Origin of the sequence: Streptomyces sp. CGMCC 4.7035 (assembly GCF_031583065.1) — a bacterium.
In the GTDB taxonomy this organism is placed as follows: domain Bacteria; phylum Actinomycetota; class Actinomycetes; order Streptomycetales; family Streptomycetaceae; genus Streptomyces; species Streptomyces yaanensis.
The window spans coordinates 530,534-551,524 of record NZ_CP134053.1; the positions used below are offsets into that span (position 1 = coordinate 530,534).

Annotated in this window: 20 protein-coding genes; 6 read left to right on the plus strand and 14 right to left on the minus strand. The window is 69.6% G+C overall.

All coding sequences use genetic code 11. The features are described 5' to 3' along the window. Window positions 1-36: 36 nt before the first annotated feature. Window positions 37-1,017, minus strand: coding sequence for an NAD(P)-dependent alcohol dehydrogenase (locus tag Q2K21_RS02285; protein ID WP_310763581.1), 981 nt, complete (start codon window positions 1,015-1,017; stop codon window positions 37-39). 331 nt (window positions 1,018-1,348) lie between these two features. Between Q2K21_RS02285 and hemB the strand changes: the two genes are divergently transcribed. Next, window positions 1,349-2,341, plus strand: coding sequence for a porphobilinogen synthase (gene hemB, locus Q2K21_RS02290; RefSeq protein ID WP_310763582.1), 993 nt, complete (start codon window positions 1,349-1,351; stop codon window positions 2,339-2,341). 99 nt (window positions 2,342-2,440) lie between these two features. Here the strand turns inward: hemB and Q2K21_RS02295 are convergent, their stop codons facing one another. After that, window positions 2,441-2,719, minus strand: coding sequence for a hypothetical protein (locus Q2K21_RS02295; protein ID WP_310763583.1), 279 nt, complete (start codon window positions 2,717-2,719; stop codon window positions 2,441-2,443). Window positions 2,720-3,004: 285 nt separating this feature from the next. Beyond that, the gene (locus tag Q2K21_RS02300) at window positions 3,005-3,937 is read right to left on the minus strand and encodes a phosphotransferase family protein (RefSeq protein WP_310763584.1); all 933 of its coding nucleotides are present in this window, start codon (window positions 3,935-3,937) and stop codon (window positions 3,005-3,007) included. A 162-nt stretch (window positions 3,938-4,099) separates the two neighbouring features. Between Q2K21_RS02300 and Q2K21_RS02305 the strand changes: the two genes are divergently transcribed. Then, window positions 4,100-5,305, plus strand: a complete 1,206-nt coding sequence (locus Q2K21_RS02305; protein WP_310763585.1) for an aminotransferase-like domain-containing protein — start codon at window positions 4,100-4,102, stop codon at window positions 5,303-5,305. A gap of 16 nt (window positions 5,306-5,321) precedes the next feature. On the opposite strand, the gene Q2K21_RS02310 is transcribed toward Q2K21_RS02305, so the two are convergent. From Q2K21_RS02310 to Q2K21_RS02320, 3 genes are read right to left on the minus strand one after another with little or no spacing between them, the layout of a single operon-like run. Continuing rightward, complete coding sequence (locus Q2K21_RS02310) at window positions 5,322-6,116, minus strand: DUF4253 domain-containing protein (RefSeq protein WP_310763586.1); 795 nt, start codon at window positions 6,114-6,116, stop codon at window positions 5,322-5,324. A gap of 36 nt (window positions 6,117-6,152) precedes the next feature. Further along, on the minus strand, window positions 6,153-6,392 hold the full coding sequence (locus Q2K21_RS02315) for a DUF397 domain-containing protein (RefSeq protein WP_310763587.1): 240 nt from the start codon (window positions 6,390-6,392) through the stop codon (window positions 6,153-6,155). After that, window positions 6,389-7,216 carry a DUF5753 domain-containing protein gene (locus tag Q2K21_RS02320; RefSeq protein WP_310763588.1) on the minus strand — a complete coding sequence of 276 codons (828 nt, stop codon included), beginning with the start codon at window positions 7,214-7,216 and terminating at the stop codon, window positions 6,389-6,391. The genes Q2K21_RS02315 and Q2K21_RS02320 overlap by 4 nt, the downstream gene beginning before the upstream one ends. Before the next feature lie 112 nt (window positions 7,217-7,328). Here Q2K21_RS02320 and Q2K21_RS02325 point away from each other — a divergent pair, with 112 nt between their 5' ends. Further along, entirely contained in the window at window positions 7,329-7,844 is a 516-nt protein-coding gene (locus Q2K21_RS02325) for an ATP-binding protein (RefSeq protein WP_310763589.1), read from the plus strand. A 285-nt stretch (window positions 7,845-8,129) separates the two neighbouring features. Beyond that, complete coding sequence (locus Q2K21_RS02330; RefSeq protein ID WP_310763591.1) at window positions 8,130-8,801, plus strand: DUF4097 family beta strand repeat-containing protein; 672 nt, start codon at window positions 8,130-8,132, stop codon at window positions 8,799-8,801. Between the two features lie 595 nt (window positions 8,802-9,396). On the opposite strand, the gene argS is transcribed toward Q2K21_RS02330, so the two are convergent. Next, entirely contained in the window at window positions 9,397-11,166 is a 1,770-nt protein-coding gene (argS, locus tag Q2K21_RS02335) for an arginine--tRNA ligase (RefSeq protein ID WP_310763593.1), read from the minus strand. A 209-nt stretch (window positions 11,167-11,375) separates the two neighbouring features. Between argS and lysS the strand changes: the two genes are divergently transcribed. Next, entirely contained in the window at window positions 11,376-13,148 is a 1,773-nt protein-coding gene (gene lysS, locus Q2K21_RS02340; protein WP_310763594.1) for a lysine--tRNA ligase, read from the plus strand. 122 nt (window positions 13,149-13,270) lie between these two features. Here lysS and Q2K21_RS02345 read toward each other — a convergent pair whose 3' ends face one another. The 3 genes from Q2K21_RS02345 to Q2K21_RS02355 all read right to left on the minus strand — a co-directional run bounded on the left by Q2K21_RS02345 (window position 13,271) and on the right by Q2K21_RS02355 (window position 16,674). Further along, a complete protein-coding gene (locus tag Q2K21_RS02345; RefSeq protein ID WP_310780553.1) occupies window positions 13,271-14,551 on the minus strand; it encodes a DUF2637 domain-containing protein in 1,281 nt (426 codons plus the stop codon). 177 nt (window positions 14,552-14,728) lie between these two features. Beyond that, entirely contained in the window at window positions 14,729-15,694 is a 966-nt protein-coding gene (locus Q2K21_RS02350) for a DUF3558 family protein (protein ID WP_310763596.1), read from the minus strand. A 125-nt stretch (window positions 15,695-15,819) separates the two neighbouring features. Further along, window positions 15,820-16,674 carry a DUF3558 domain-containing protein gene (locus Q2K21_RS02355; RefSeq protein ID WP_310763598.1) on the minus strand — a complete coding sequence of 285 codons (855 nt, stop codon included), beginning with the start codon at window positions 16,672-16,674 and terminating at the stop codon, window positions 15,820-15,822. A 191-nt stretch (window positions 16,675-16,865) separates the two neighbouring features. On the opposite strand from Q2K21_RS02355, the gene Q2K21_RS02360 reads away from it, so the two are divergent. Continuing rightward, complete coding sequence (locus tag Q2K21_RS02360; protein ID WP_310763601.1) at window positions 16,866-18,059, plus strand: RtcB family protein; 1,194 nt, start codon at window positions 16,866-16,868, stop codon at window positions 18,057-18,059. Between the two features lie 54 nt (window positions 18,060-18,113). Here Q2K21_RS02360 and Q2K21_RS02365 read toward each other — a convergent pair whose 3' ends face one another. The 4 genes from Q2K21_RS02365 to Q2K21_RS02380 form a co-directional block, all read right to left on the minus strand. Then, window positions 18,114-19,379, minus strand: a complete 1,266-nt coding sequence (locus Q2K21_RS02365) for a tyrosine-protein phosphatase (protein ID WP_310763603.1) — start codon at window positions 19,377-19,379, stop codon at window positions 18,114-18,116. Window positions 19,380-19,429: 50 nt separating this feature from the next. Further along, complete coding sequence (locus tag Q2K21_RS02370) at window positions 19,430-19,615, minus strand: hypothetical protein (RefSeq protein ID WP_310763605.1); 186 nt, start codon at window positions 19,613-19,615, stop codon at window positions 19,430-19,432. Continuing rightward, on the minus strand, window positions 19,615-20,391 hold the full coding sequence (locus Q2K21_RS02375) for an SDR family NAD(P)-dependent oxidoreductase (protein WP_310763607.1): 777 nt from the start codon (window positions 20,389-20,391) through the stop codon (window positions 19,615-19,617). The genes Q2K21_RS02370 and Q2K21_RS02375 overlap by 1 nt, the downstream gene beginning before the upstream one ends. A 122-nt stretch (window positions 20,392-20,513) precedes the next feature. Then, window positions 20,514-20,849 carry a YnfA family protein gene (locus Q2K21_RS02380; RefSeq protein WP_310763609.1) on the minus strand — a complete coding sequence of 112 codons (336 nt, stop codon included), beginning with the start codon at window positions 20,847-20,849 and terminating at the stop codon, window positions 20,514-20,516. Between the last annotated feature and the right edge of the window lie 142 nt (window positions 20,850-20,991).

Consider the following 20,991-nt stretch of genomic DNA (forward strand, 5'->3'; position numbering starts at 1 on the left):
CGCCGATCGTCGGCCGGGATCCGGTCGAGCAGCGAGTCAGACGGTGATCACGACCTTCGCCCGGGCGTGCTCGACCACGAGGTAGCGCATCGCCTCGGGGACCTCGCTCAGGGGGTAGGTCCGGTCGATGACCGGGGTGATCTTCCCGGAGTCGGCGAGTTCCCGCAGTGCCGTCAGGTTCTCCTTGCTCTGCTTCGCCGCGAGATCGAGCAGGTGTTGCCGGCGGACGAAGGGCGACAGCAGTTGCCGCCTGATGAACAGCCCCATGGGACCGAGGAGACTGCCACCCTCGTAGACGCCTCCGCCGGACAGCACGAGCGTTCCGGTGGGGGTGAGCGCGCGCCGCAACGCGGTCAGGGAGTGGTTGCCGACCAGGTCGAGCACCACGTCGTAGCGGCGTCCACCACGGGTGAAGTCCTCCTCGGTGTAGTCGACGACATGATCCGCGCCGAGCGAACGGACCAGGTCCACGTTCCGGGTCCGGCACACGCCGGTCACTTCCGCGCCGTACACCTTGGCGAGTTGCAGCGCGAACGTGCCCACGCCGCCCGACGCCCCGTTGATCAGGACCTTCTGGCCCGGCCGCACCCGTGCGACATCGCGCAGTCCTATGAGCGCGGTGTTCGCCGCGAGCGGCATCGCGGCTGCCTGCTCGAACGTGAACCCCGCCGGTTTCGCCGCCACCACGTCGGCCGGGGCACACACGTACTCGGCGAACGCCCCGTCGGCCTCGCCGAACACCTCGTCGCCCGGAGCGAGCCCCTTGACCGCGCTGCCGACCGCTTCGACCCGGCCCGCGAAGTCCCTCCCCCGGATCTTCGCTTTCGGCCGGGGCAGCCCGAACGCCATGACGCGCGCCACGTACGGGTCGCCGTGCAGGGCGTGCCAGTCGTAGGCATTGACCGCGGCCGCGTGCACCCTCACCAGCACCTCGTCGGCGGCCGGCACCGGCTTGTCGACGTCCCTGAGCTCCAGTACGTCCGGTGAGCCGTACCGGTCCTGGACGACTGCCTTCATCGATCCCCCTCGCGCACGACGTCGCGGACCACGCGGTCCGGCCGGGCACGTCGGCATCACTTGGGAAGGTAGCGGGGTCCAGCGGTACGGGAATCGGGGACGAACCCTGGTTTTCGTCGGGGACGAACCCTTGGTTTTCCTCCGGTCTCATCCACTCTCATCCACTCTCATCCACTCTCATCCACTCTCATCCACTCTCATCCGGTCTCATCCGGGACGAACCGTGGTGCGCAGGCAGGAGAGGTGCCGTGCCGGCGCCCGGGACGACGGCCCCGGTGCTCCGACAGGGTGTTGGCAAAGGCGCCCCCCGGCCGGGCGTAGCGTGGATGGCATGACGAAGTACGGATCCTTCCCCGGTACGCGTCCGCGTCGGCTGCGCACCACCCCAGTCATGCGCCGTATGGTCGCCGAGACCCGGCTGCACCCCGCCGACTTCATCCTCCCCGCCTTCGTGCGGGAGGGCGTCAGTGAGCCCGTGCCGATCGCGGCCATGCCCGGTGTCGTGCAGCACACCCGGGACAGTCTGAAGAAGGCGGCCGCCGAGGCGGTGGAGGCCGGGATCTCCGGGATCATGCTCTTCGGTGTGCCGGAGGAGTCGAAGAAGGACGCCATCGGGACGCCGGGTACCGACCCGGACGGGATCCTCCAGGTCGCCATCCGTGATGTACGTGCCGAGGTCGGGGACGACCTGCTCGTCATGTCCGACCTCTGCCTCGACGAGACCGTCGACCACGGGCACTGCGGCGTCCTCGACGCGCAGGGGCGGGTCGACAACGACGCCACCCTGGAGCGGTACGCCGAGATGGCCCAGGTCCAGGCCGACGCGGGCGCCCACGTCGTCGGGCCCAGCGGCATGATGGACGGTCAGATCGGTGTCATCCGGGACGCCCTCGACCAGATCGGGCGCGAGGACGTCGCGATCCTCGCCTACACCGCCAAGTACTCCTCCGCCTTCTACGGGCCGTTCCGGGAGGCCGTCGCCTCGTCCCTGAAGGGCGACCGCAAGACGTACCAGCAGGACCCCGCCAACTGGCGCGAGTCCCTGCGCGAACTCGCCCTCGACCTGGAGGAGGGCGCCGACATGGTGATGGTCAAGCCGGCCGGTCCCTACCTCGACATCCTGGCGAGGGTCGCGGACGCGGTCGACGTGCCCGTGGCCGCCTACCAGATCTCCGGTGAGTACTCGATGGTCGAGGCCGCCGCCGAGAAGGGCTGGGTCGACCGCGACCGTGCGATCTTCGAGACCCTGACCGGCATCAAGCGCGCCGGCGCCCGCAACATCCTCACGTACTGGGCCACCGAGGCCGCCCAGAAGCTCCGCTAGTACGCAGTAGGCGTTCCCTGGGTCCTGGCCGCTCAGTCGGCCGGGGCCGTCTCCCTGCTCAGTCGGCCGGGGCCGTCTCCCTGCTCGGCAGCCAGTACGTCACCGTCGTCTTGTCGTGGACGTACACCGGGCGACCTCCGTCGCCGTCGTCCTTGCATGGGCGCCCGTGCAGGGGGCCGTCCTGCCCGAGTCCCCGGCGCCCCGGGCCGATGTGATGGAGAGACTCAACGACGAGGGGCCCTCGTCCCGTACGCCCTCGCCGTTCTCGCAGGCCGTGAGCGCGAGTGCCGCGAGCGCGACCGTGGCGGCCGCGAGCAGGCGGGTGCGGGCGGTACGAGCCGTGCGGGAGGCACGGGCGGCGGTACGGGCAGAGGTCATGGGTCGGGCCCTTCGGCAGTCGACGAGTCGGTGATGCGGCCGCTCGACCGTTCGCCGGGAGCGGAGCCTCGATGGGCTCAGCTTGGACGGTACGGTCGCCCGGCCGCCACATCCGCCGCGGTTTTCGGGACGCCGAGATCGGGAGACGCGGGCTGACCTGCGGAAACGTCGTCCCTCGGGGACGGGATCTGGGACGCCCGGAATCATTGATCCGTCGCGCGGGCACTGCCGTCGCGCCTCAGGGTTCAAGGGAGACGTGCGGCTGACTCGATGCTCCGGCGCGCCTTACCCCTCCGTGCCGAACCAGGTCTCGGCCAGCGCGTCCAGACGTGGTTCGGCCGGAGTCGGCAGCTCGCGCAGGTACCAGGGCAGATCGCTGTACACATGCAGCAGGGTGTACGCGAGCAGCTGATCCGGGTCGTACGGGGCGCGCCCGTACGCCTCGTAGAAGCGGCGGAACTGACGCGGGTCGCCGCGGGTGACGAACAGGCCCGCGCTGACGAAGTCGTACGCCGGGTCGCCGATCATCGCCGGCTCGAAGTCGAACAAACCGGTCAGCCGACGGCCGCCACGCATGTCGATGGTCAGGTGCTCCAGCATGAACTCGGTGTGCAGCAGCGCGAGTTCGGGGGAGGCGGGCAGGGGTACGGAGTCCAGGAAGTCGGGAATCTGGCTCAGCCAGGGCTCGGGCACCTCGGGGGCGCGGTGCTGGCGGGCAATGCCCGCGCGCTGGCGGCGCAGGAACGCGCCCCAGTCCGAGGGCCCCACGACGTCCGTCAGCGGCTTCCACTCCATCGCGTGCAGCGCGGCCAGCGTCTCGGCCGACTCCGCCACGATCCGGTCCTGATCCGCCGCCGTGAGGCGCTGCCAGACCTCGGAGAGGCTGTAGCCGGGCAGTCGCGACATCAACACGAAGCGCCAGCCGTTCGCGTACTCGTCCGTCGCGTGCAAACGCGGGGTCGGCAGCGGGAGTTGGCCCCACAGGTGGTCCAACACCCTTGCTTCCCGGATGGCTTCGTTCGTCTCGAACCGTGGATAGAACTTCAGGACCATGTCGCCACCGATCGCGTACACCGGCAGGGAACCGTCGTCGAAGCGCCTCACCGCCAGCCCGACGAGTCCGAGTCGGTTGCACACGTCCAGTGCGGCCGGTCGCAGCAGCGTCTCGTCCGAGACCATTGCCTGCAACTCGTCGATTGTGTCCACGCGGGGCAGCATGGGCCGCATCGTAGGGCCCTCCGGCGGTCGTCCGCATGGCGAAACAAGGTTGTTGTATGGGGCATTCGTATCTCTAAAGTGCGCGAACGAGGTGTTTTCGAGTGGCGTACCGACGGCGTTCCCGTGCCGCGCGGGCGCCCGTCCACACAAGGAGCCGCCGCCGTGACCTCCGCCGACAGTGTGATCAGCAGTCCGCGACCGCCCGCGTTCGCCGCCCGGGTCGCCTCGGTCGGTGGTTCCCCCGTACGGGACATCCTCGCCGTCACCGCTCGCCCCGAAGTCGTCAACTTCGCGGGCGGGCTGCCCGCCCCCGTGCTCTTCGACGCGGAGGGGATCGCCGCCGCGTTCCACGCCGTGCTGTCCGACGTGCCGCAGCGGGCTCTGCAGTACTCGACGACCGAGGGCGAGCCGGCGCTCCGGGCCGCGCTCGCCGACCGCACCACCGTGCGCGGTCTTCCCACCGCCCCCGACGACCTGCTCGTCACCGCCGGCTCGCAGCAGACCCTTTCCCTGCTCGCGACCGCCCTCCTGGAGCCCGGTGACACTGTCCTCGTCGAAGACCCCTGCTATCTCGCGGCACTTCAGGTGTTCGGCTTCGCGGGCGCCCGGGTCGTCGCCGTGCCGGGCGACGGCGACGGCCCGGATCCCGACGCGCTGGAGGAGCTGATCGTCCGCGAGCGCCCGAAGCTGCTCTACACGGTCCCCACCTTCCAGAACCCCAGCGGCCGCACCCTGCCCGCCGAGCGCCGCGCCGCGATCGCGTCCGTCGCCGCCCGACGCGGGCTGTGGATCGTCGAGGACGACCCGTACGGCGAACTCCGCTTCGAGGGCGAGCGCGTGCCGTGGATCGCCTCCTACGAGGACGCGCGCGACCGCACCGTGCTGCTCGGCTCCTTCTCCAAGGTGATGGCCCCCGGGCTGCGGCTCGGCTGGCTGCGCGCGCCGGCGGCGCTGCGGCGGGCCTGCGTGATCGCCAAGCAGGCCGCCGACCTGCACACATCAACCGTCAACCAGCTCGCCGCGGCACGCTATCTGGCCGACCAGGACCTCGACGCCCACGTGGCCCGGGTCGCCGCCGCGTACCGCGAGCGCCGGGACGCCATGCTCGCGGGTCTCGCGAACACCCTCCCGGAGGGCTCGACGTGGAACCGACCCGAGGGCGGCATGTTCCTCTGGGCGCGGCTCCCCGAGACCTACGACACCACGGCTCTCCTGCCGCGCGTGGTCGAGCAGGACGTGGCGTACGTCCCCGGCGCGCCCTTCTACGCGGGCACGCCGGAGACGTCGACGATGCGGCTGTGCTTCGTCACGCACACGCCCGAGGAGATCGCGGAGGGGCTGCGGCGGCTGGGGAAGGGGCTGCGGTAGCGGGTACGGGTGTGGCTCAGTCCCACCAGAAGGACCAGACCCGTTGGCCCAGGACCGCGTGTTCGGCATACGCGCGCAGGGTTTCGTGGTGCCCCTGGGTGATGTTGTCCGGGCAGAAGGCGAAGTGCTCGGCAGCCACTGCTTCCGCGTCGGCGGGGGTGGTGGGCGGGGCCGCCACCGACAGGACCAGCTGGTCGAAGGTGAGCGCGACGACCCGTATGCCGAAGCGGTCCTCCCAGGAGCGGAGCACGGCAGAGATGACGGCCGTGTCGTTCTCGTGGTTCAGCGGGCCGGTCCAGCCGATGGCCGTGGGGATGTCGGCGGAGCGTCGGGCCGGAACCAAGGAGAGGCGTGGATCCTTGAGCGACGAGCCGCCGTCCAAGAGGGAGTCGGCGACCTCGGCGGCACGTACGTCGGGGTCGGCCTCCAACCGGGGCGCGGCGGCAAGACCGGGCCAGTCTGCGTCCTGGGCATCCGCCGCGCACTCCTCCCAGAACTCGGCCAGCACTTCCTCGGCGTCGTGATCCCCGGGGTATGACACCTCTCCGGGCATCAACTCCCACTGCTCCGGCCCACCCCCGCTCCCGCCGACGTCTACGAGCACGGGCAGCAGTCCGACCCGTGCGCCGCGCGAGCCCAGCCGCGCCCAGTTGCCGGAGGACGCCGTGCGCCCGGCATGCCACAGCAACGGCTCGTGCCACGGCCCCTCGTCCGTCGCGTCGATCAGTCTCCCGGGCGGAAGCTCAAGCCCGAGCGCCCGCCCGCTCGGATCGGCAGCCAACTGGGGCAGCGGGTTGGGAAGTGTCGCCATGCCAGTGACTGTAGGGGCAGGCACTGACAACCGGCCCTAGCGGGCAGCGAATGCGGTGAAGGCGGTCCAGGTGGCGGGGGTCACCTGGAGGGTGGGGCCGGTGGGGGTCTTGGAGTCGCGGATGTGGATGGTGTGGGGGCAGGTGGCTATCTCCACGCAAGCGCCGCCCTCATCGCTGCTGTAGCTGGACTTACGCCAGGTGTAGGCGACTTCGAGACAGGCGCCGCCTTCGCTGCTGCTGTAGGTCGACTTGAACCACTGAAGTGCGATGCTCATTGCTCTCCTAGCAGATGGTCCAGCAGGCTTCTGGAGTCCTCGATGGTGAAGGCCTGCGTCCGCAGCATCGCATACTTGCGCGCCAGGATGGACACCTCATCCGGGTCGGAAACCCACTGGCTGCCGCGTTGGGACTCCGTGTAGGCGAGGTGCTGGTGGTCGGGCGTTTCCAGGAGGATGAACGGGCCCGCGTTCCCTGCGTGCGACGTGCGGTTCAGCGGCAGGATCTGAAAGGACAGGCCCGGGAGTTCGGAGTACTCGCGCAGGAAACGTAACTGGTCGAGGTGCGTCTCGCGCCCCCCAGTGGGCATGCACAGCGCGGGCTCCCAGACGACGAAGCTGAGCGTCGGCGGGACCTTGCGGTGCAGGATCTCCCGGCGGCCGACGCGGGCCGCGATCTTCGTCTCCAACTCGTCCGCGTCGTAGGGCGGAACACGACCGCCCAGCAGCGCACGGGCGTACGCCTCGGTCTGGAGCAGCCCGGGAACGACCAGCGCGTCGTACCAGGACAGGGCGATGGCCTCGCGCTCGTGCTGGACGTACAACTCCGCCCACATCGGAAACTGATCGATCTCCGGCAGCTTCGACACCCCTGCCGCCAACATCCCCTTGGTCCCCAGGAGTTCGTCCAGCAGTTCGGCCAGATCCGGTTTCAGCGCCCGCCTGCCCTGCTCGATCGACGCAATGGTCTCCTCGTCGAGCATCACCGCGTCGCCGAGCGACCGTTGCGTGTAGCCCGCCATCCGGCGTGCCGTACTGAGCTGCACGCCCAGCATCTTCATGGCCGAGAAGTTCTTCTTCCGTGGAAACTTCCTGGAGTTCATGCTGGACCAACTCCCCACGCGTGCCGTACGCGACCCCGGAGGAAGCCGTACAAAAATTCCGTACGGGTTCACTCAGTGATCCACGGTAGTCACTCTCCGCGACTCTCGTCCCGTGAACGAGACGATCCAACTCCCGCCCCTGCGCGAGAGGTTCTTCCGGCGCGACCGCCGATCCGTCCCCGCCGCCAGGAAGTTCGCGTACGAGACCCTGGCCGGCTGGGGTCTCGCCGAATCCGGGCGCGGCGACGACGTGCTGCTGTGCGTGAGCGAGCTGGCGACGAACGCGCTGGTGCACGGCGTGCCGCCCGGCCGTCACTTCCGGGTGTTCCTGCGGTACGACGGTGCCGTGCTGCGGGTGGAGGTGCACGACAGCGGGTCAGGCGTGCCGCGCATCGTCGACGAGGCCGACGAGGGCGGGCGTGGGCTGCTGCTCGTGGCCGCGCTCTCCGACAAGTGGGGCGTGGGGGAGCGGGACCTAGGCAAGGTGGTGTGGTGCGAGTTCGTACGGCCGTATGGCAACGAGCGGATTCGTGCGGCGATGACGCTGTACGCCGAGGACGGCGCCCGTATCGGCGATGACCTCAACGACCTGCACAGGGCGGCGGAGGGCGACCTGCGCGACCACTGAGACGCCATCGATCGCGCCTGGTGGGACGGCGACGCCTCGGACCACGGTGGGGCCGGATCCAATCTCACCGATGAGTATAGCGTTCACTCCTAATTCATTGCAACGAATGGGATGGAGGTTGTTGCATTACCTTCAAGGCCGTTGCAACAATTTCCCGGCGTTCACCTGCATTGATAGTGATGACGCGCAACGAGTCTGTTGCTGACTTCATGAATGCAACGTAGCGTTTCCATCATCAGAAACGGCGAGCCGAAGAGGCCCGCGACGCAGATGAAGGAGCGCACGATGCAGAAGTTCGACACCCCCGCCCCGGTGACCGCCGTCCTCGACATCCCCGCCGGACGTATCCAGTTCATCGCCGCCGACCGTCCCGACACCACGGTCGAGGTCCTGCCCGCGAACGCCGCCAAGAGCCGTGACGTGAAGGCGGCGGAGCAGATCGAAGTCGTCTACAGCGACGGCGTCCTGCGGATCGAGGCCCCGGCGGCGAAGAACCGGATCCTCGGACACTCCGGATCCATCGAGGTGACCGTCCAACTGCCCGTCGGCTCCCGCGTCGAGGCGAAGGCCGCCGCCGCCGAACTCCGCGGGGTCGGACGGCTCGGCGACGTCACCTTTGAGGGCGGCTACCGCTCGGTCAAGATCGACGAGGCCGCGAGCGCCCGCCTCACCGCCCACGACGGCGATGTCTCGGTCGGCCGCCTGGGCGGCCCCGGCGAGATCAGCACCCAGAGGGGCGACATCCAGATCGCCGAGGCCCGGCGCGGCACGGTGACCCTGCGCACCGCGCAGGGCGACATCTCGGTCGGCGCCGCCCGCGGCGTCTCGGCCTCCCTGGACGCGGGCACCTCCTACGGCCGGATCCAGAACGCGCTCAACAACACCGACGGTGCCGCCGCCGGCCTGAGCATCCACGCGACCACCGCCTACGGCGACATCACCGCCCGCAGCCTGTAAATCCGCAGCCGGGAAAATGTGCGGACGACGCCGGACGTGATCGAGTTGACGTGATCGGGATGAAGTCGTCTGGTGGAAGAAGGGGTGGCGACGGAGCCGCGTGGAGGACCCGATGCTCTTTCGTTTGCAACTGGTGCCGCGAAGAACCATGGGTGTACTTATCGCGTTGTTGGCTGCGGCAGTGTGCGTACCCGTCACGGCTGCCACGGCTCAGGGTGGGGACCAGGACGGGAGCTCAGGAATCACTGTTCGTACGCAAGGCGTTCCAGGGGGTAATGAGGCGAGCTTTTCAGCTATTGACCGGGTTACAGGACCATGCGCGGTTTTCGGACTGCGGTACGGATACAGCTACATGGGAACCGAGTCCGGCTCTCAGATCCAGGTGCCGGCAAACACAGCCGTTACGGCTGAAGGTCAACCCGCGTCAAGCGGCATCCTGCCCTTCTCCCCGCAGAGGGGCGAAGCCGATGTTCTGCGCAACGCAAGGTACTTCCTCGTCGGGGCGACCTGCTCCTCCTGACAACCGGGTGCGTCAACGACCGCGGCCCGCCCTCTCTCCCGAGAAGGCGGGCCGCGGTCGTTCGGTTCAGATGTCTCAGAGCCGCTCGGGCGTCCTGATGCCCAGCAGGGCCATGCCCCGGTGGAGCGTGCGGGCCGTGATGTCGGACAGGAACAGGCGGTTCTCGGCGATGTCCTTCGGCGGCTGCGGCTTGATCACCGGGCACTTGTCGTAGAACGACGTGAAGAGAGACGCCAGCTGGTAGAGATACGCCGCCAGCTTGTGCGGGGCGTACTCCGCCGCCGCCTCGGCCACCGTCTCCGCGAACGCGTCCACGTGCAGGCCCAGCGCGCGCTCCGCCTCATGCAGGTCGAGTTCCGGGTGGGCCGCCGGGCGTACGTCCCCGGCCTTGCGCAGGATCGACTGGATACGCGCGTACGCGTACTGGAGGTAGACGGACGTGTCGCCGTTCAGCGACACCATCTGGTCCAGGTCGAACTTGTAGTCCCGGTTGGCCGACGTCGACAGGTCCGCGTACTTCACCGCGCCGATGCCCACCTGGGCACCCCGCTCGGCGATCTCCTCGTCCGAGAGCTGGTTCTGGGTGTCCTTCTCCCGTACGACCGCCGTCGCCCGGTCGATCGCCTCGTCCAGGAGGTCGACCAGGCGGACCGTCTCGCCCTCACGCGTCTTGAACGGCTTGCCGTCCTTGCCGAGGACCGTGCCGAAGGCGAGCTGGTATGCCTTGACGTCGCCGTTGAGCCAGCCGGCCCGCCGCGCCGTCTCGAAGACCATCTTGAAGTGGAGCGACTGGCGGGCGTCCACGACGTAGATGATCGAGTTCGCCTTCAGGTTGAAGACACGGTCGCGGATCGCGGACAGGTCCGTCGCCGCGTAGCCGTAGCCGCCGTCGGACTTCTGCACGATCAGCGGGACCGGGTTGCCGTCCGGGCCCTTGATGTCGTCGAAGAAGACGCAGAGGGCGCCCTCGGAGCGGACCGCGACGCCGGACTCCTCCAGGAGGCGGCAGGTCTCGGCCAGCATGTCGTTGTAGCCGGACTCGCCGACGATGTCGGGGTCGCGGATCTCCATGTCCAGCTTCTCGAAGACGGAGAAGAAGTAGATCTTCGACTCGTCCACGAACTTCTGCCACATGGCGAGGGTGTGCGGGTCGCCGGCCTGGAGGTCGACCACCCGGCGCCGCGCCCGCGTCTTGAACTCCTCGTCGGAGTCGAACTTCTTCCGGGCCGCCTTGTAGAGGCGGTCCAGGTTCGACATCGCCTCTTCGCCGGTGACCTCGGCGGCCTTGTGGTCCAGCTCGTGCGGGTGCTCGTCCAGGTACTGGATGAGCATGCCGAACTGGGTGCCCCAGTCGCCGATGTGGTGGCGCCGGACGACGTTCTCGCCGGTGAATTCGAGGAGCTGGACGACGGAGTCGCCGATCACCGCCGAGCGGAGGTGGCCGACGTGCATCTCCTTGGCCACATTCGGCTGGGCGTAGTCGATCACCGTCGTGCCCGGGTTCTCGGCGTACGGCACGCCGAGGCGCTCCGTGTCCGCGTACCGCGCGGCCAGGTTCTCGGTGATCGCCCTGTCGGCGATCGTGATGTTGAGGAAGCCGGGCCCGGAGACCTCGATGTCCTTGATCACGTCACCGGTGACGACCTGGGAGACGACCTGCGTCGCCAGCTCGCGCGGGTTGGCCTTGGCCTTCTTGGCGAGCGCCAGGATCCCGTTGGCCTGGAAGTCGGCCCGGTCGCTTCGTCGCAGCAGCGGGTCCGCGGAGTCCGCATCCGGCAGGGCTGCCGAGAGGGCCGTCGCGAGGTGCTGCTGGACGGAGTCGCTGAGGGACGTGACCGAGGCCATGGAGTGGGTGCCGTTCTCCTCGTGGGTACGGGTAGACGTGGCCAGTATCCCATGGGGGTCAAAGCGAATTTTCCGGTCGCCGACTGAACGCCGGGGCGCGTGGGCCCGTCCAAGCCGGTGAAAAGGCGTTTTCATGGATGTGGTCCCGCCTGGGACAATGGAGCGGTCAGCCGTGCGACCGTACCGGCTGCCCACGGAGAAAGAAGGACGTGCCGATCGTGGCTCAGAGCACCGAGACCACCGACTGGGTCTCCCGTTTCGCGGATGAGGTCATCGAGGAGTCGGAGCGTCGGGCCCCGGGCAAACCGGTCGTCGTCGCGTCCGGACTCTCCCCGTCCGGGCCCATCCACCTGGGGAACCTGCGCGAGGTCATGACACCCCACCTCGTCGCCGACGAGATCCGCCGGCGGGGGTACGAGGTCCGGCACCTGATCTCCTGGGACGACTACGACCGGTACCGCAAGGTGCCCGCGGGTATCGCCGGGGTGGACGAGTCCTGGGCCGAGCACATCGGCAAGCCGCTGACGTCCGTGCCCGCCCCCGAGGGCTCCGCCCACCCGAACTGGGCCGAGCACTTCAAGGCCGCCATGGTCGCCTCGCTCGCCGAGCTGGGTGTCGAGTTCGACGGCATCAGCCAGACCGCCCAGTACACCTCCGGCGTGTACCGCGAGCAGATCCTGCACGCCATGAAGCACCGGGGCGACATCGACGCCATCCTCGCCCAGTACCGGACCAAGCCCAAGGCAGCCAAGAAGCAGCAGCAGAAGGCCGTCGACGAGGCGGAGCTGGAGGCCGAGGAGGGTTCCGGCGCCGCGTCCGAGGACGACGGCAGCGCCGGGTCCGCCGGGTACTTCCCGTACAAGCCGTACTGCGGCCAGTGCGGCAAGGACTTCACCACCGTCACCGCGTACGACGACGACACCACCGAGCTGTCGTACACCTGCAACGAGTGCGGTTTCGCCGAGACCGTGCTGCTGAGCGAGTTCAACCGCGGCAAGCTGGTCTGGAAGGTCGACTGGCCCATGCGGTGGGCGTACGAGGGCGTCGTCTTCGAGCCCAGCGGCGTCGACCACTCGTCCCCGGGGTCGAGCTTCCAGGTCGGCGGGCAGATCGTCGGGATCTTCGGCGGCAAGCAGCCGATCGGTCCGATGTACGCGTTCGTCGGCATCAGCGGGATGGCGAAGATGTCGTCGTCCCGGGGCGGCGTCCCGACTCCGGCCGACGCGCTGAAGATCATGGAGCCGCAGATCCTGCGCTGGCTGTACGCCCGCCGCAGGCCCAACCAGTCCTTCAAGATCGCCTTCGACCAGGAGATCCAGCGGCTCTACGACGAGTGGGACAAGCTGGAGGGCAAGGTCGCTGGGGGCACCTCCCAGGCGTCAAGCACTGGGGGAGGCTCCGCGCTGCCGGGAGACGTGGCCGCGTACACGCGCGCCGTCGGCACGGCCGCCGCTCCGCTGCCCGGCACCCCCCGCCCGCTGTCGTACCGCACGCTCGCGTCCGTCGCCGACATCACCGCCGGCCACCAGGACCAGGCCCTGCGCATCCTGTCCGACCTCGACCCGGCCAACCCGCTCACCTCGCTCGACGAGGCCCGGCCGCGGTACGACAAGGCCGAGGCCTGGATCAATACGCAGGTGCCCGCCGACCAGCGCACCGTCGTCCGCGCCGAGCCCGACGTCGACCTGCTGAAGTCCCTCGACGAGCAGGCGCAGCAGTCGCTGCGGCTGCTGCTCGACGGTCTTGAGGAGCACTGGTCGCTGGACGGGCTCACGCACCTCGTGTACGGCGTGCCCAAGGTCCAGGCCGGTTTCTCCGCCGACGCCACGCCCAAGGAGCTGCCGCCGGAGATCAAGACGTCTCAGCGGACGTTCTTCGCGCTGCTCTACCACCTGCTCGTCGGCCGTGACACCGGTCCGCGGCTGCCCACGCTGCTGCTCGCGGTGGGGCAGGACCGGGTGCGGGCCCTGCTCGGCGAGTAAGGCCGCGTTCCACGACGGAGGGGGCGCCCGGTGTTCGCCGGGCGCCCCCTCCGTCGTCTGCGTGTTCGCCTGTGTATGCGTCGAATTCTTTGTATTCGTCTGCTTGTTCGTCGCGCGTCCCGTTACGCGATGTGGTCCTCTTCCAGTTCCGCGGTGTGGCGGTTGGTGAAGCGGTTGACCATGCGCTTGGCCTCTTCCGCGGGAAGGCTGATGCCGAACTCGGCCTCGATGTTGTCGATCAACTCGCGCGGGGTCGGGTAGCTGCCGTTGATCGACTGCTTGAAGACCTGGTAGTACGACTCCTCGCCCGGCTCGGGCTGCGGGGTGCCGCCGCCCTCGCCGAGTTCCCGGGTGCGGTTCGGGCCCACCGGGATGGGGAAGCTACCGGTGTCCTCCGGAGAGGGCTCCTGGACCGGGGGTTCCTGGAGCTGCTCCTCGTACCACTGTTCGTACTCGGTCTCGGGGTCGTACGACGGGTCGTAGCCGCCGTCGTAAGGCATCTCCTGGGGGGAGGGGCCGGCGAACCACGGGCTCTGGTCGAGGTCGGGGGCGTAGGCCTGCTGCCCGGGGATCTGGTTGCCGTTGGGGTAGGGGAGCTGCTCGCTGGGAGGTGCCGTTCTCTGCGGGACGGGCGCCGCCCCCGCGGCGCGACTGCCCGCAGCGATGGCGGCCGGGTTGCCCGCGACTGCTCCGGGTGCGGCCTCCAGTTCCGGCTGAGGTGCCGGTGGGAGCAGGGCCGGTTCTATGCCCGCTGCCGCCAGTCCCGCCGGGGCCGTGTCCGAGAGGGGGACGCCGTAGCGTGCCAGGCGCAGTGGCATCAGGGACTCCACGGGAGCCTTGCGGCGCCAGGCGCGGCCGAAGCGCGAGTGCAGGCGGGCCCGGTAGACGAGACGTTCCTGCTCCAGCTTGATGACCTGGTCGTAGGAGCGCAGCTCCCACAGCTTCATCCGGCGCCACAGCAGGAACGTGGGGATCGGGGAGAGCAGCCACCGGGTCAGGCGGACGCCCTCCATGTGCTTGTCCGCCGTGATGTCCGCGATGCGGCCGATCGCGTGCCGGGCCGCCTCGACCGCGACCACGAACAGGACCGGGATCACCGCGTGCATGCCCACGCCCAGCGGGTCCGGCCAGGCCGCCGCGCCGTTGAACGCGATCGTCGCCGCCGTCAGCAGCCACGCCGTCTGGCGCAGCAGCGGGAAGGGGATGCGGATCCAGGTCAGGAGCAGGTCCAGGGCCAGCAGGACGCAGATGCCCGCGTCGATGCCGATCGGGAAGACATAACTGAAGTTCCCGAAGCCCTTCTTGATGGCCAGCTCACGGACGGCGGCGTACGAACCCGCGAAGCCGATCCCGGCGATGATGAGGGCACCGGTGACGACCACGCCGATGAGAATCCGGTGCATCCGTGTCAGCTGCAGTGGCGCGGCCACCTGTATTCCCTTCCCCTTGCTTGTGGTTGCGCGGAACAGGGTGGCACACCCGTGTCACGAACAGGTCGCCGGTGTGCGGGATCCCGGTCCGCGCGGGGACCAGGATCCGGCAACTTCCCTGGTGACGCCACGAGTCGAGCGGCGGCCGGGTCAGCTCTTCTTCGACGCCGACGCGGATGCCGAAGCGGTCGGAGACGCGCTCTTCGAGGCGCTCTTCGACGGGCTCGCGGACGCGGACTTCGACGGCGAGGCGCTCTTCGAGGCCCCCTGCGACGGGGCCGTGCCCGCCTTGCCGCCGCCCTTGTTCGCCGTCGTCACCGCGGACACCACCTCCTTGACGGCCTTCTCGGCCGCCTTCGTGAGGTCGTCGGCGTCAGGCGTCTTGCCGCCGGCCAGACCCGCGCCGTTGTAGTCGAAGGTGATGACGACGTTCTCCACGCGCGCCACGACCGTCTGCTGCTTGAAGGACCCTTCCTTCTTCTTCAGGTCGTAGCGCACCGCCGTGGCCTCGTCGCCCGCCCCGGCGACCGGCTCCGACCTGGTGTTCTTCGCGCCCACGACGGACCGCGCGTCCTGCACCTGCTTGGTGTAGTACTCCTGCGCGAGCTTGTCGCCCTCGCCGCGCGTGGCGTCGGACTTGAAGCGCAGCAGGGAGACGTTGAGCCAGCGGAACTGGGAGCCCTTGACGCCGTTGCTCTCCAGGCTGCTCCACGAGCAGCTCGAACGCGACGCCGTGTCGTCCGACGCGCCCTCCTTGGCGGACTTCAGCCCCTTCGGGACCAGGTCGCCGAGGGTCTTCTCGGACAGCACGGCGCAGGGCTCGGGCAGCGTCGAGTACGCGGCCGGCTGCACGGCGTTTGCCGAGGCGCTCTGCGAGGGCTGGGCGCCGGCGGTCTGCTCCTGCTTGGCGTCGCCGCTGCTCGACGAGCCGGAACCGGAACCGGAACCGGAGTCGGAGGAGCACCCGGTGGCGACGAGTACCGCGGGGACGGCGGCCGCGCAGACGAGGAGGCGGCCCAGACGCGAGCCCCGCCGGCCCGGCTGCCGCCCGCCCTGCTCGCCCTGATCGCCCTGAAGGTGCTGATCTCGGTGGTCTCGCTGTGCAGGTCGGTGCATGGTTCCTTCACTCATGACGCTCGTGTGTCGTGCGGTCGGATCGGGTCCGAGGGGCCACGGTACGCGGTGGGGACGGATGCGGCGTGAGGTTCGGTTCCCTTCGGGGAGCGGTCCGGCGGGGTGCGTCAGCCGAGCGAACCGGCCAGCCGCTGGGCCAGTTTCCGGGCCTTGTCCTGCATGTCCTCGCTGCTCGGGGCGGTTTGGGTGGTGGTCGGCTGCTCGTCGTACTGGATGGTCACGATCACGTTGGACGTGCGGAACACCACAGTCACGGTGCGCTGCTGGGCGGTGCTCAGCTGGTCGTTCAGGAACGCCTCGTCGCCGAGGTCGTCGAGCGTGCGGGGCTGGAGATCGGCCGGGGTCCCGGTGGCGGACGGGCTTCCCGAGGCGGAGTCGGAGGCAGAGTCCGAGGCGGAGGCGGAGGCAGAAGAGGAGGCGGTGGCGGTGGCGGGGGGCGTGGCGCTCGCGCTCGCGGTGCCGCCGGCGGCCGGGGAGGCGGCGCCGGAGCCGGAACTGGGGCCGACAACGGGCTCGGGGAGGTCCGCGGCCTTCTCCTTGGCGCCGTAGACCTGCTCGGCGCGGGAGTCGTCGCTGACCGCGTTGTCGTACGACACCACCCGCTCGAAGTCGACGAACAGATGGTCCGTGGCCCCGGGCACCTCGGACTTCCAACGGCAGCCGGAGCGGCGGTCGTTGCTGTACGTGAGCGCGGCCTCGCCCTCATAGGCTCTCTCGCGCCGGCCCTGGTCCGCTATCTGCTTGATGCCGGGCAGGAGCGAGTCGAGGGTGTCGTGGCTCACCGCGCCGCAGGCGTCGGAAAGGGTGCGGTACTTGCCGGGCTGGGCGGCGGTCGCGCTCATGGTGGACGCGCCGGCCTTGGAATCGTCCGGCGCGCCGCCGCTGCCGGAGCCGCCGGTGCAGGCGGCCAGCAGGGCCGCGAGGAGCACGGCGGCGCCCGGTACGTACGCCTTCCGCTGCACGGTGAGGCTCCTCTCGACGGTTCCGTGGGCCGTGTCCGCTGGTTAATCGGTTGCCGCGTGGGGCGGGCCCCTGGAGACAATGTGTATCGCACGCACTGCCGTGGACGCCGGTCCGTTGTCCCTTACGTCGACCTTGGCGCCGGTTTTTGCGATTTAAGACTTGTATTGCTTTTCAGGGGGATGAGGACGTTATGTCGTACGTAGAGGTGCCCGGAGCGAAGGTTCCGATCCGCATGTGGACGGACCCGGCCGGGGTCGAGGACGTCGCGATGCAGCAGCTGCGGAACGTGGCGACGCTGCCCTGGATCAAGGGCCTCGCGGTCATGCCGGACGTCCACTTCGGCAAGGGCGCGACGGTCGGTTCGGTCATCGCGATGCGGGACGCGGTGTGTCCGGCGGCCGTTGGGGTGGACATCGGCTGCGGAATGTCCGCGGTGAGGACGTCGCTCACGGTGAACGACCTTCCGGGGGACCTGTCGCGACTGCGCTCGAAGATCGAGCAGGCGATTCCGGTGGGGCGCGGGATGCACGACGACCCCGTGGACCCCGGGCAGTTCCATGGGGTGTCCACTTCCGGGTGGGACGACTTCTGGGGGCGGTTCGACGGGGTCGCTGAGGCCGTGAAGTTCCGGCGGGAGCGGGCGGCTCTGCAGATGGGGTCGCTCGGCTCGGGCAACCACTTCGTGGAGGTGTGCACGGACACGACTGGTGCCGTCTGGCTGATGCTGCACTCCGGATCGCGGAACATCGGCAAGGAACTGGCCGACCACCACATCGGCGTCGCCCAGAAGCTCCCGCACAACCAGGGCCTGATCGACCGTGACCTCGCCGTCTTCGTGGCGGACACGCCGCAGATGGCGGCGTACCGCAACGACCTCTACTGGGCGCAGGAGTACGCCAAGTACAACCGCACGCTGATGATGGCGCTCCTGAAGGACGTGATCCGCAAGGAGTTCAAGAAGGCGAAGCCGACCTTCGAACCGGAGATCTCCTGCCACCACAACTACGTCGCGGAGGAGCGGTACGAGGGCATGGACCTGCTCGTGACCCGCAAGGGCGCGATCCGGGCCGGTTCCGGCGAGTACGGGATCATCCCGGGCTCCATGGGCACGGGTTCGTACATCGTGAAGGGTCTCGGCAACGAGAAGTCGTTCAACTCCGCCTCGCACGGCGCGGGTCGGCGCATGAGCCGCAATGCCGCGAAGCGCCGCTTCTCGACGCAGGACCTGGAGGACCAGACGCGGGGCGTGGAGTGCCGCAAGGACTCCGGTGTCGTGGACGAGATCCCGGGCGCGTACAAGCCCATCGAGCAGGTGATCGAGCAGCAGCGCGACCTGGTGGAGGTCGTCGCCAAGCTGAAGCAGGTCGTCTGCGTGAAGGGCTGAGGCGCGCGGGTTCCCAGCGGGGCCCGGACCGACCCGGTCCGGGCCCTGTGCACGTCACCGCAGCCGCTTCTCCAGCAAGGTCACCGCGTACGGGCTGCCCGAGCCGCCGTCCTTCGCCACCTGTTCGCCGACGACCGTGTAGCCCGCGGCCTCGTAATACGCGCGCAGGCGTGGGTTGGAAGTGAGGCAGTCCAGGCGGGCGTAGGTGCGGCCCGCTGCCGCGATGCGGGACTCCGCCTCCGCCAGCATCCGGCGGCCCGTGCCCGGTGGTGCCGTGTGCGGGGTCGCCATCAGACGGTGGATGTAGCCGGCCTCGGGTGGGCGGGGGCCCCAGGCCGCCGGGTCGTCCCACCAGAGCTCCCAGGCGCCGGCCAGGTGGTCGCCGGAGTGTGCCAGCCAGACCTCGCCTTCCTTCATACGGGTGATGAAGTGGGCCTCGTCCTTCTCGCCCGGCCGCCACTGGTCGATTCCCCGCGCCAGTTGCCACAGGGCCGCCGAGTCACGGAGGCGGACCAGGGCGCGGGCGTCGGCCTCGGTCGCCTTGCGGTGGGTCAGCTCCGGCCAGGTGGTGGGCGCCGGTTCCAGAAGGTTGGCCCGGAGCGTTTCCGACACGGTCTCCGCGTTCATGCCCAGTGCCCGGTTCACGTATCCGGCGAGCGAGCCGTAGCGGGCCGTCAGGGCCGACAGGAACAGCCGCATGACCGACTCCGGGGCTCGGCCGAAGCCGGGCCAGGCCGGTTCCCGGCCGTCGTTGCGGGCCTTCCAGTCGGCGAGCAGGGCGGAGGTGGCCAGTTCCGTGAGGCTGAAGTCCTCGATGATGGTGGCTTCCGGGATTCCGACGAGACCGAGGATCAGCGCGGCGAGTTTGCCCGTGCGGTCCTTGCCGGAGGCGCAGTGGAAGACCAGCGGTTCCTTCGCTTTTGCCGCGTTCACCACCAGTTCCAGCGCCGCGCGGAGCTCCTTCGTGCCGTCCTCCGCGACCTCCATGTAGCGGGCCGCCAGGTAGGGGCCCAGCTCGATCTCGGGGCCGAGAGCCGCCTGGTCGTACGGGCGGTGTTCGATGCTCAGGTTGTGGTACGTGAACGACGGGTGCTCGGGGACGCGGCCCCGGCCCTCGATCTCCCACGGGTACCGGAGGTCCACGACGGTGCGGATGCCGAGGGACAGGAAGCGGTCCCAGTCGTCCGTGCCCTCGACCAGCTTGCCGAGCGAGTCGGCGCGGAACAGCAGGCCCGGGCGCACCCGCCGCCCGTCCGTCGTCGAATAATCGCCCAGGTCACGGAAGTTGTGCAGGTGCTCGAACGGTATGTGTCTGCTCACGGGTGGTGACCCTAGGGGGCCGGTCGGCCGTCCGCCTGTGGTTTTACTCGCTACTTCGCGTGCTTCACCGCGTAGATCATCACGAACGCCACGATGTGGATGCCGAAGAGGAAGTACGCGAGGTAGTACCAGACGTAGCGCTCGCGTTTCTTCTCCAGGGCCAGGTGTTCCTGTTCCGTGGCGCGGTCGGGCTCGGGCGGCGTGGCCGGTTCGGGCGGCGTGGCAGGTTCGCTCATCACAGCTCCCGGTGGACCTTCGTGTTCGATGCCTGGGCCCGCGGGCGGACTACCAGGAGGTCGATGTTGACGTGGCTGGGCCGGGTGACCGCCCAGGTGATCGTGTCCGCCACGTCGTCCGCCGTCAGGGGCTCGGCGACGCCCGCGTACACCTTCGCGGCCTTCTCCGCGTCGCCCCCGAAACGGGTCAGCGCGAACTCGTCCGTCTTCACCATGCCGGGCGCGACCTCGATCACGCGGACCGGAGTGCCGACGATCTCCAGCCGGAGGGTCTCGGCGAGGACGTGCTCGGCGTGCTTGGCGGCGACATAGCCCGCGCCGCCCTCGTACGTGCCGTGACCGGCGGTGGAGGAGACGACCACCACCGTGCCGTCGCCGCTCGCCGTCAGCGCGGGGAGCAGGGCCTGGGTGACGTTCAGGGTGCCGAGGACGTTCGTCTCGTACATCCGGCGCCACTCCTCGGGGTCCCCGGTCGCGACGGGGTCGGCGCCGAGCGCGCCGCCCGCGTTGTTCACCAGCACACCGATCGTCTTGAAGGCGGTGGCGAACTCGTCGACGGCCGCGCGGTCGGTGACGTCCAGCGCGTACGCCACCGCCGAGTGGCCGGCGGCGGTGAGCTCCTCCGCGAGCGCCTCGATGCGGTCCTTGCGGCGGGCGGTGAGGACGACGCGGTAGCCCGCGGCGGCGAGCTGCCGGGCCGTCGCGGCGCCGATTCCGCTGCTCGCGCCCGTGACGACGGCGATGCGGGAGGCGGCGGAGGGTGCGACGGCGGTCATGGGGCTGCTCCTCGGGCGGCGGGCTCGTTCATGCGGGTGGTGACTTCCGCCCAGGATAGGTGGCCGGGACAGGGGGCCGGCCAAATGCCCGAGGGCTGGTCGGCCCGGTGCCCGAAAGGTGGTCAGCGGCCCCGGGGCGCCCACATGATCACGGCCATTCCGGCGAGGCAGATCAGCGCGCCGGTCACGTCCCAGCGGTCGGGGCGGTAGCCGTCCGCCACCATGCCCCAGACCAGGGAACCGGCCACGAAGACACCGCCGTACGCGGCGAGGATGCGGCCGAAGTGGGCGTCCGGCTGGAGGGTGGCGACGAAACCGTAGACGCCGAGGGCCATCACGCCCGCGCCGATCCACCCCCAGCCGCGGTGCTCGCGCACGCCCTGCCACACGAGCCAGGCGCCGCCGATCTCGAACAGCGCGGCGACGACGAAGAGGGCGGCGGAGCGGAGGATCAGCATGCGGTCACCCTCGCACGCCGTTCCGGTGCGGCGGACGGGGTCCCGCCTCGCCTTCGTCCTGCCGGAGTGCCGGAGTGGCTCACCTGCCCGGCGGCGCCTGCCGTGCCGTGGACGTGGCATACATGCGGTGATGTCCGGGCCT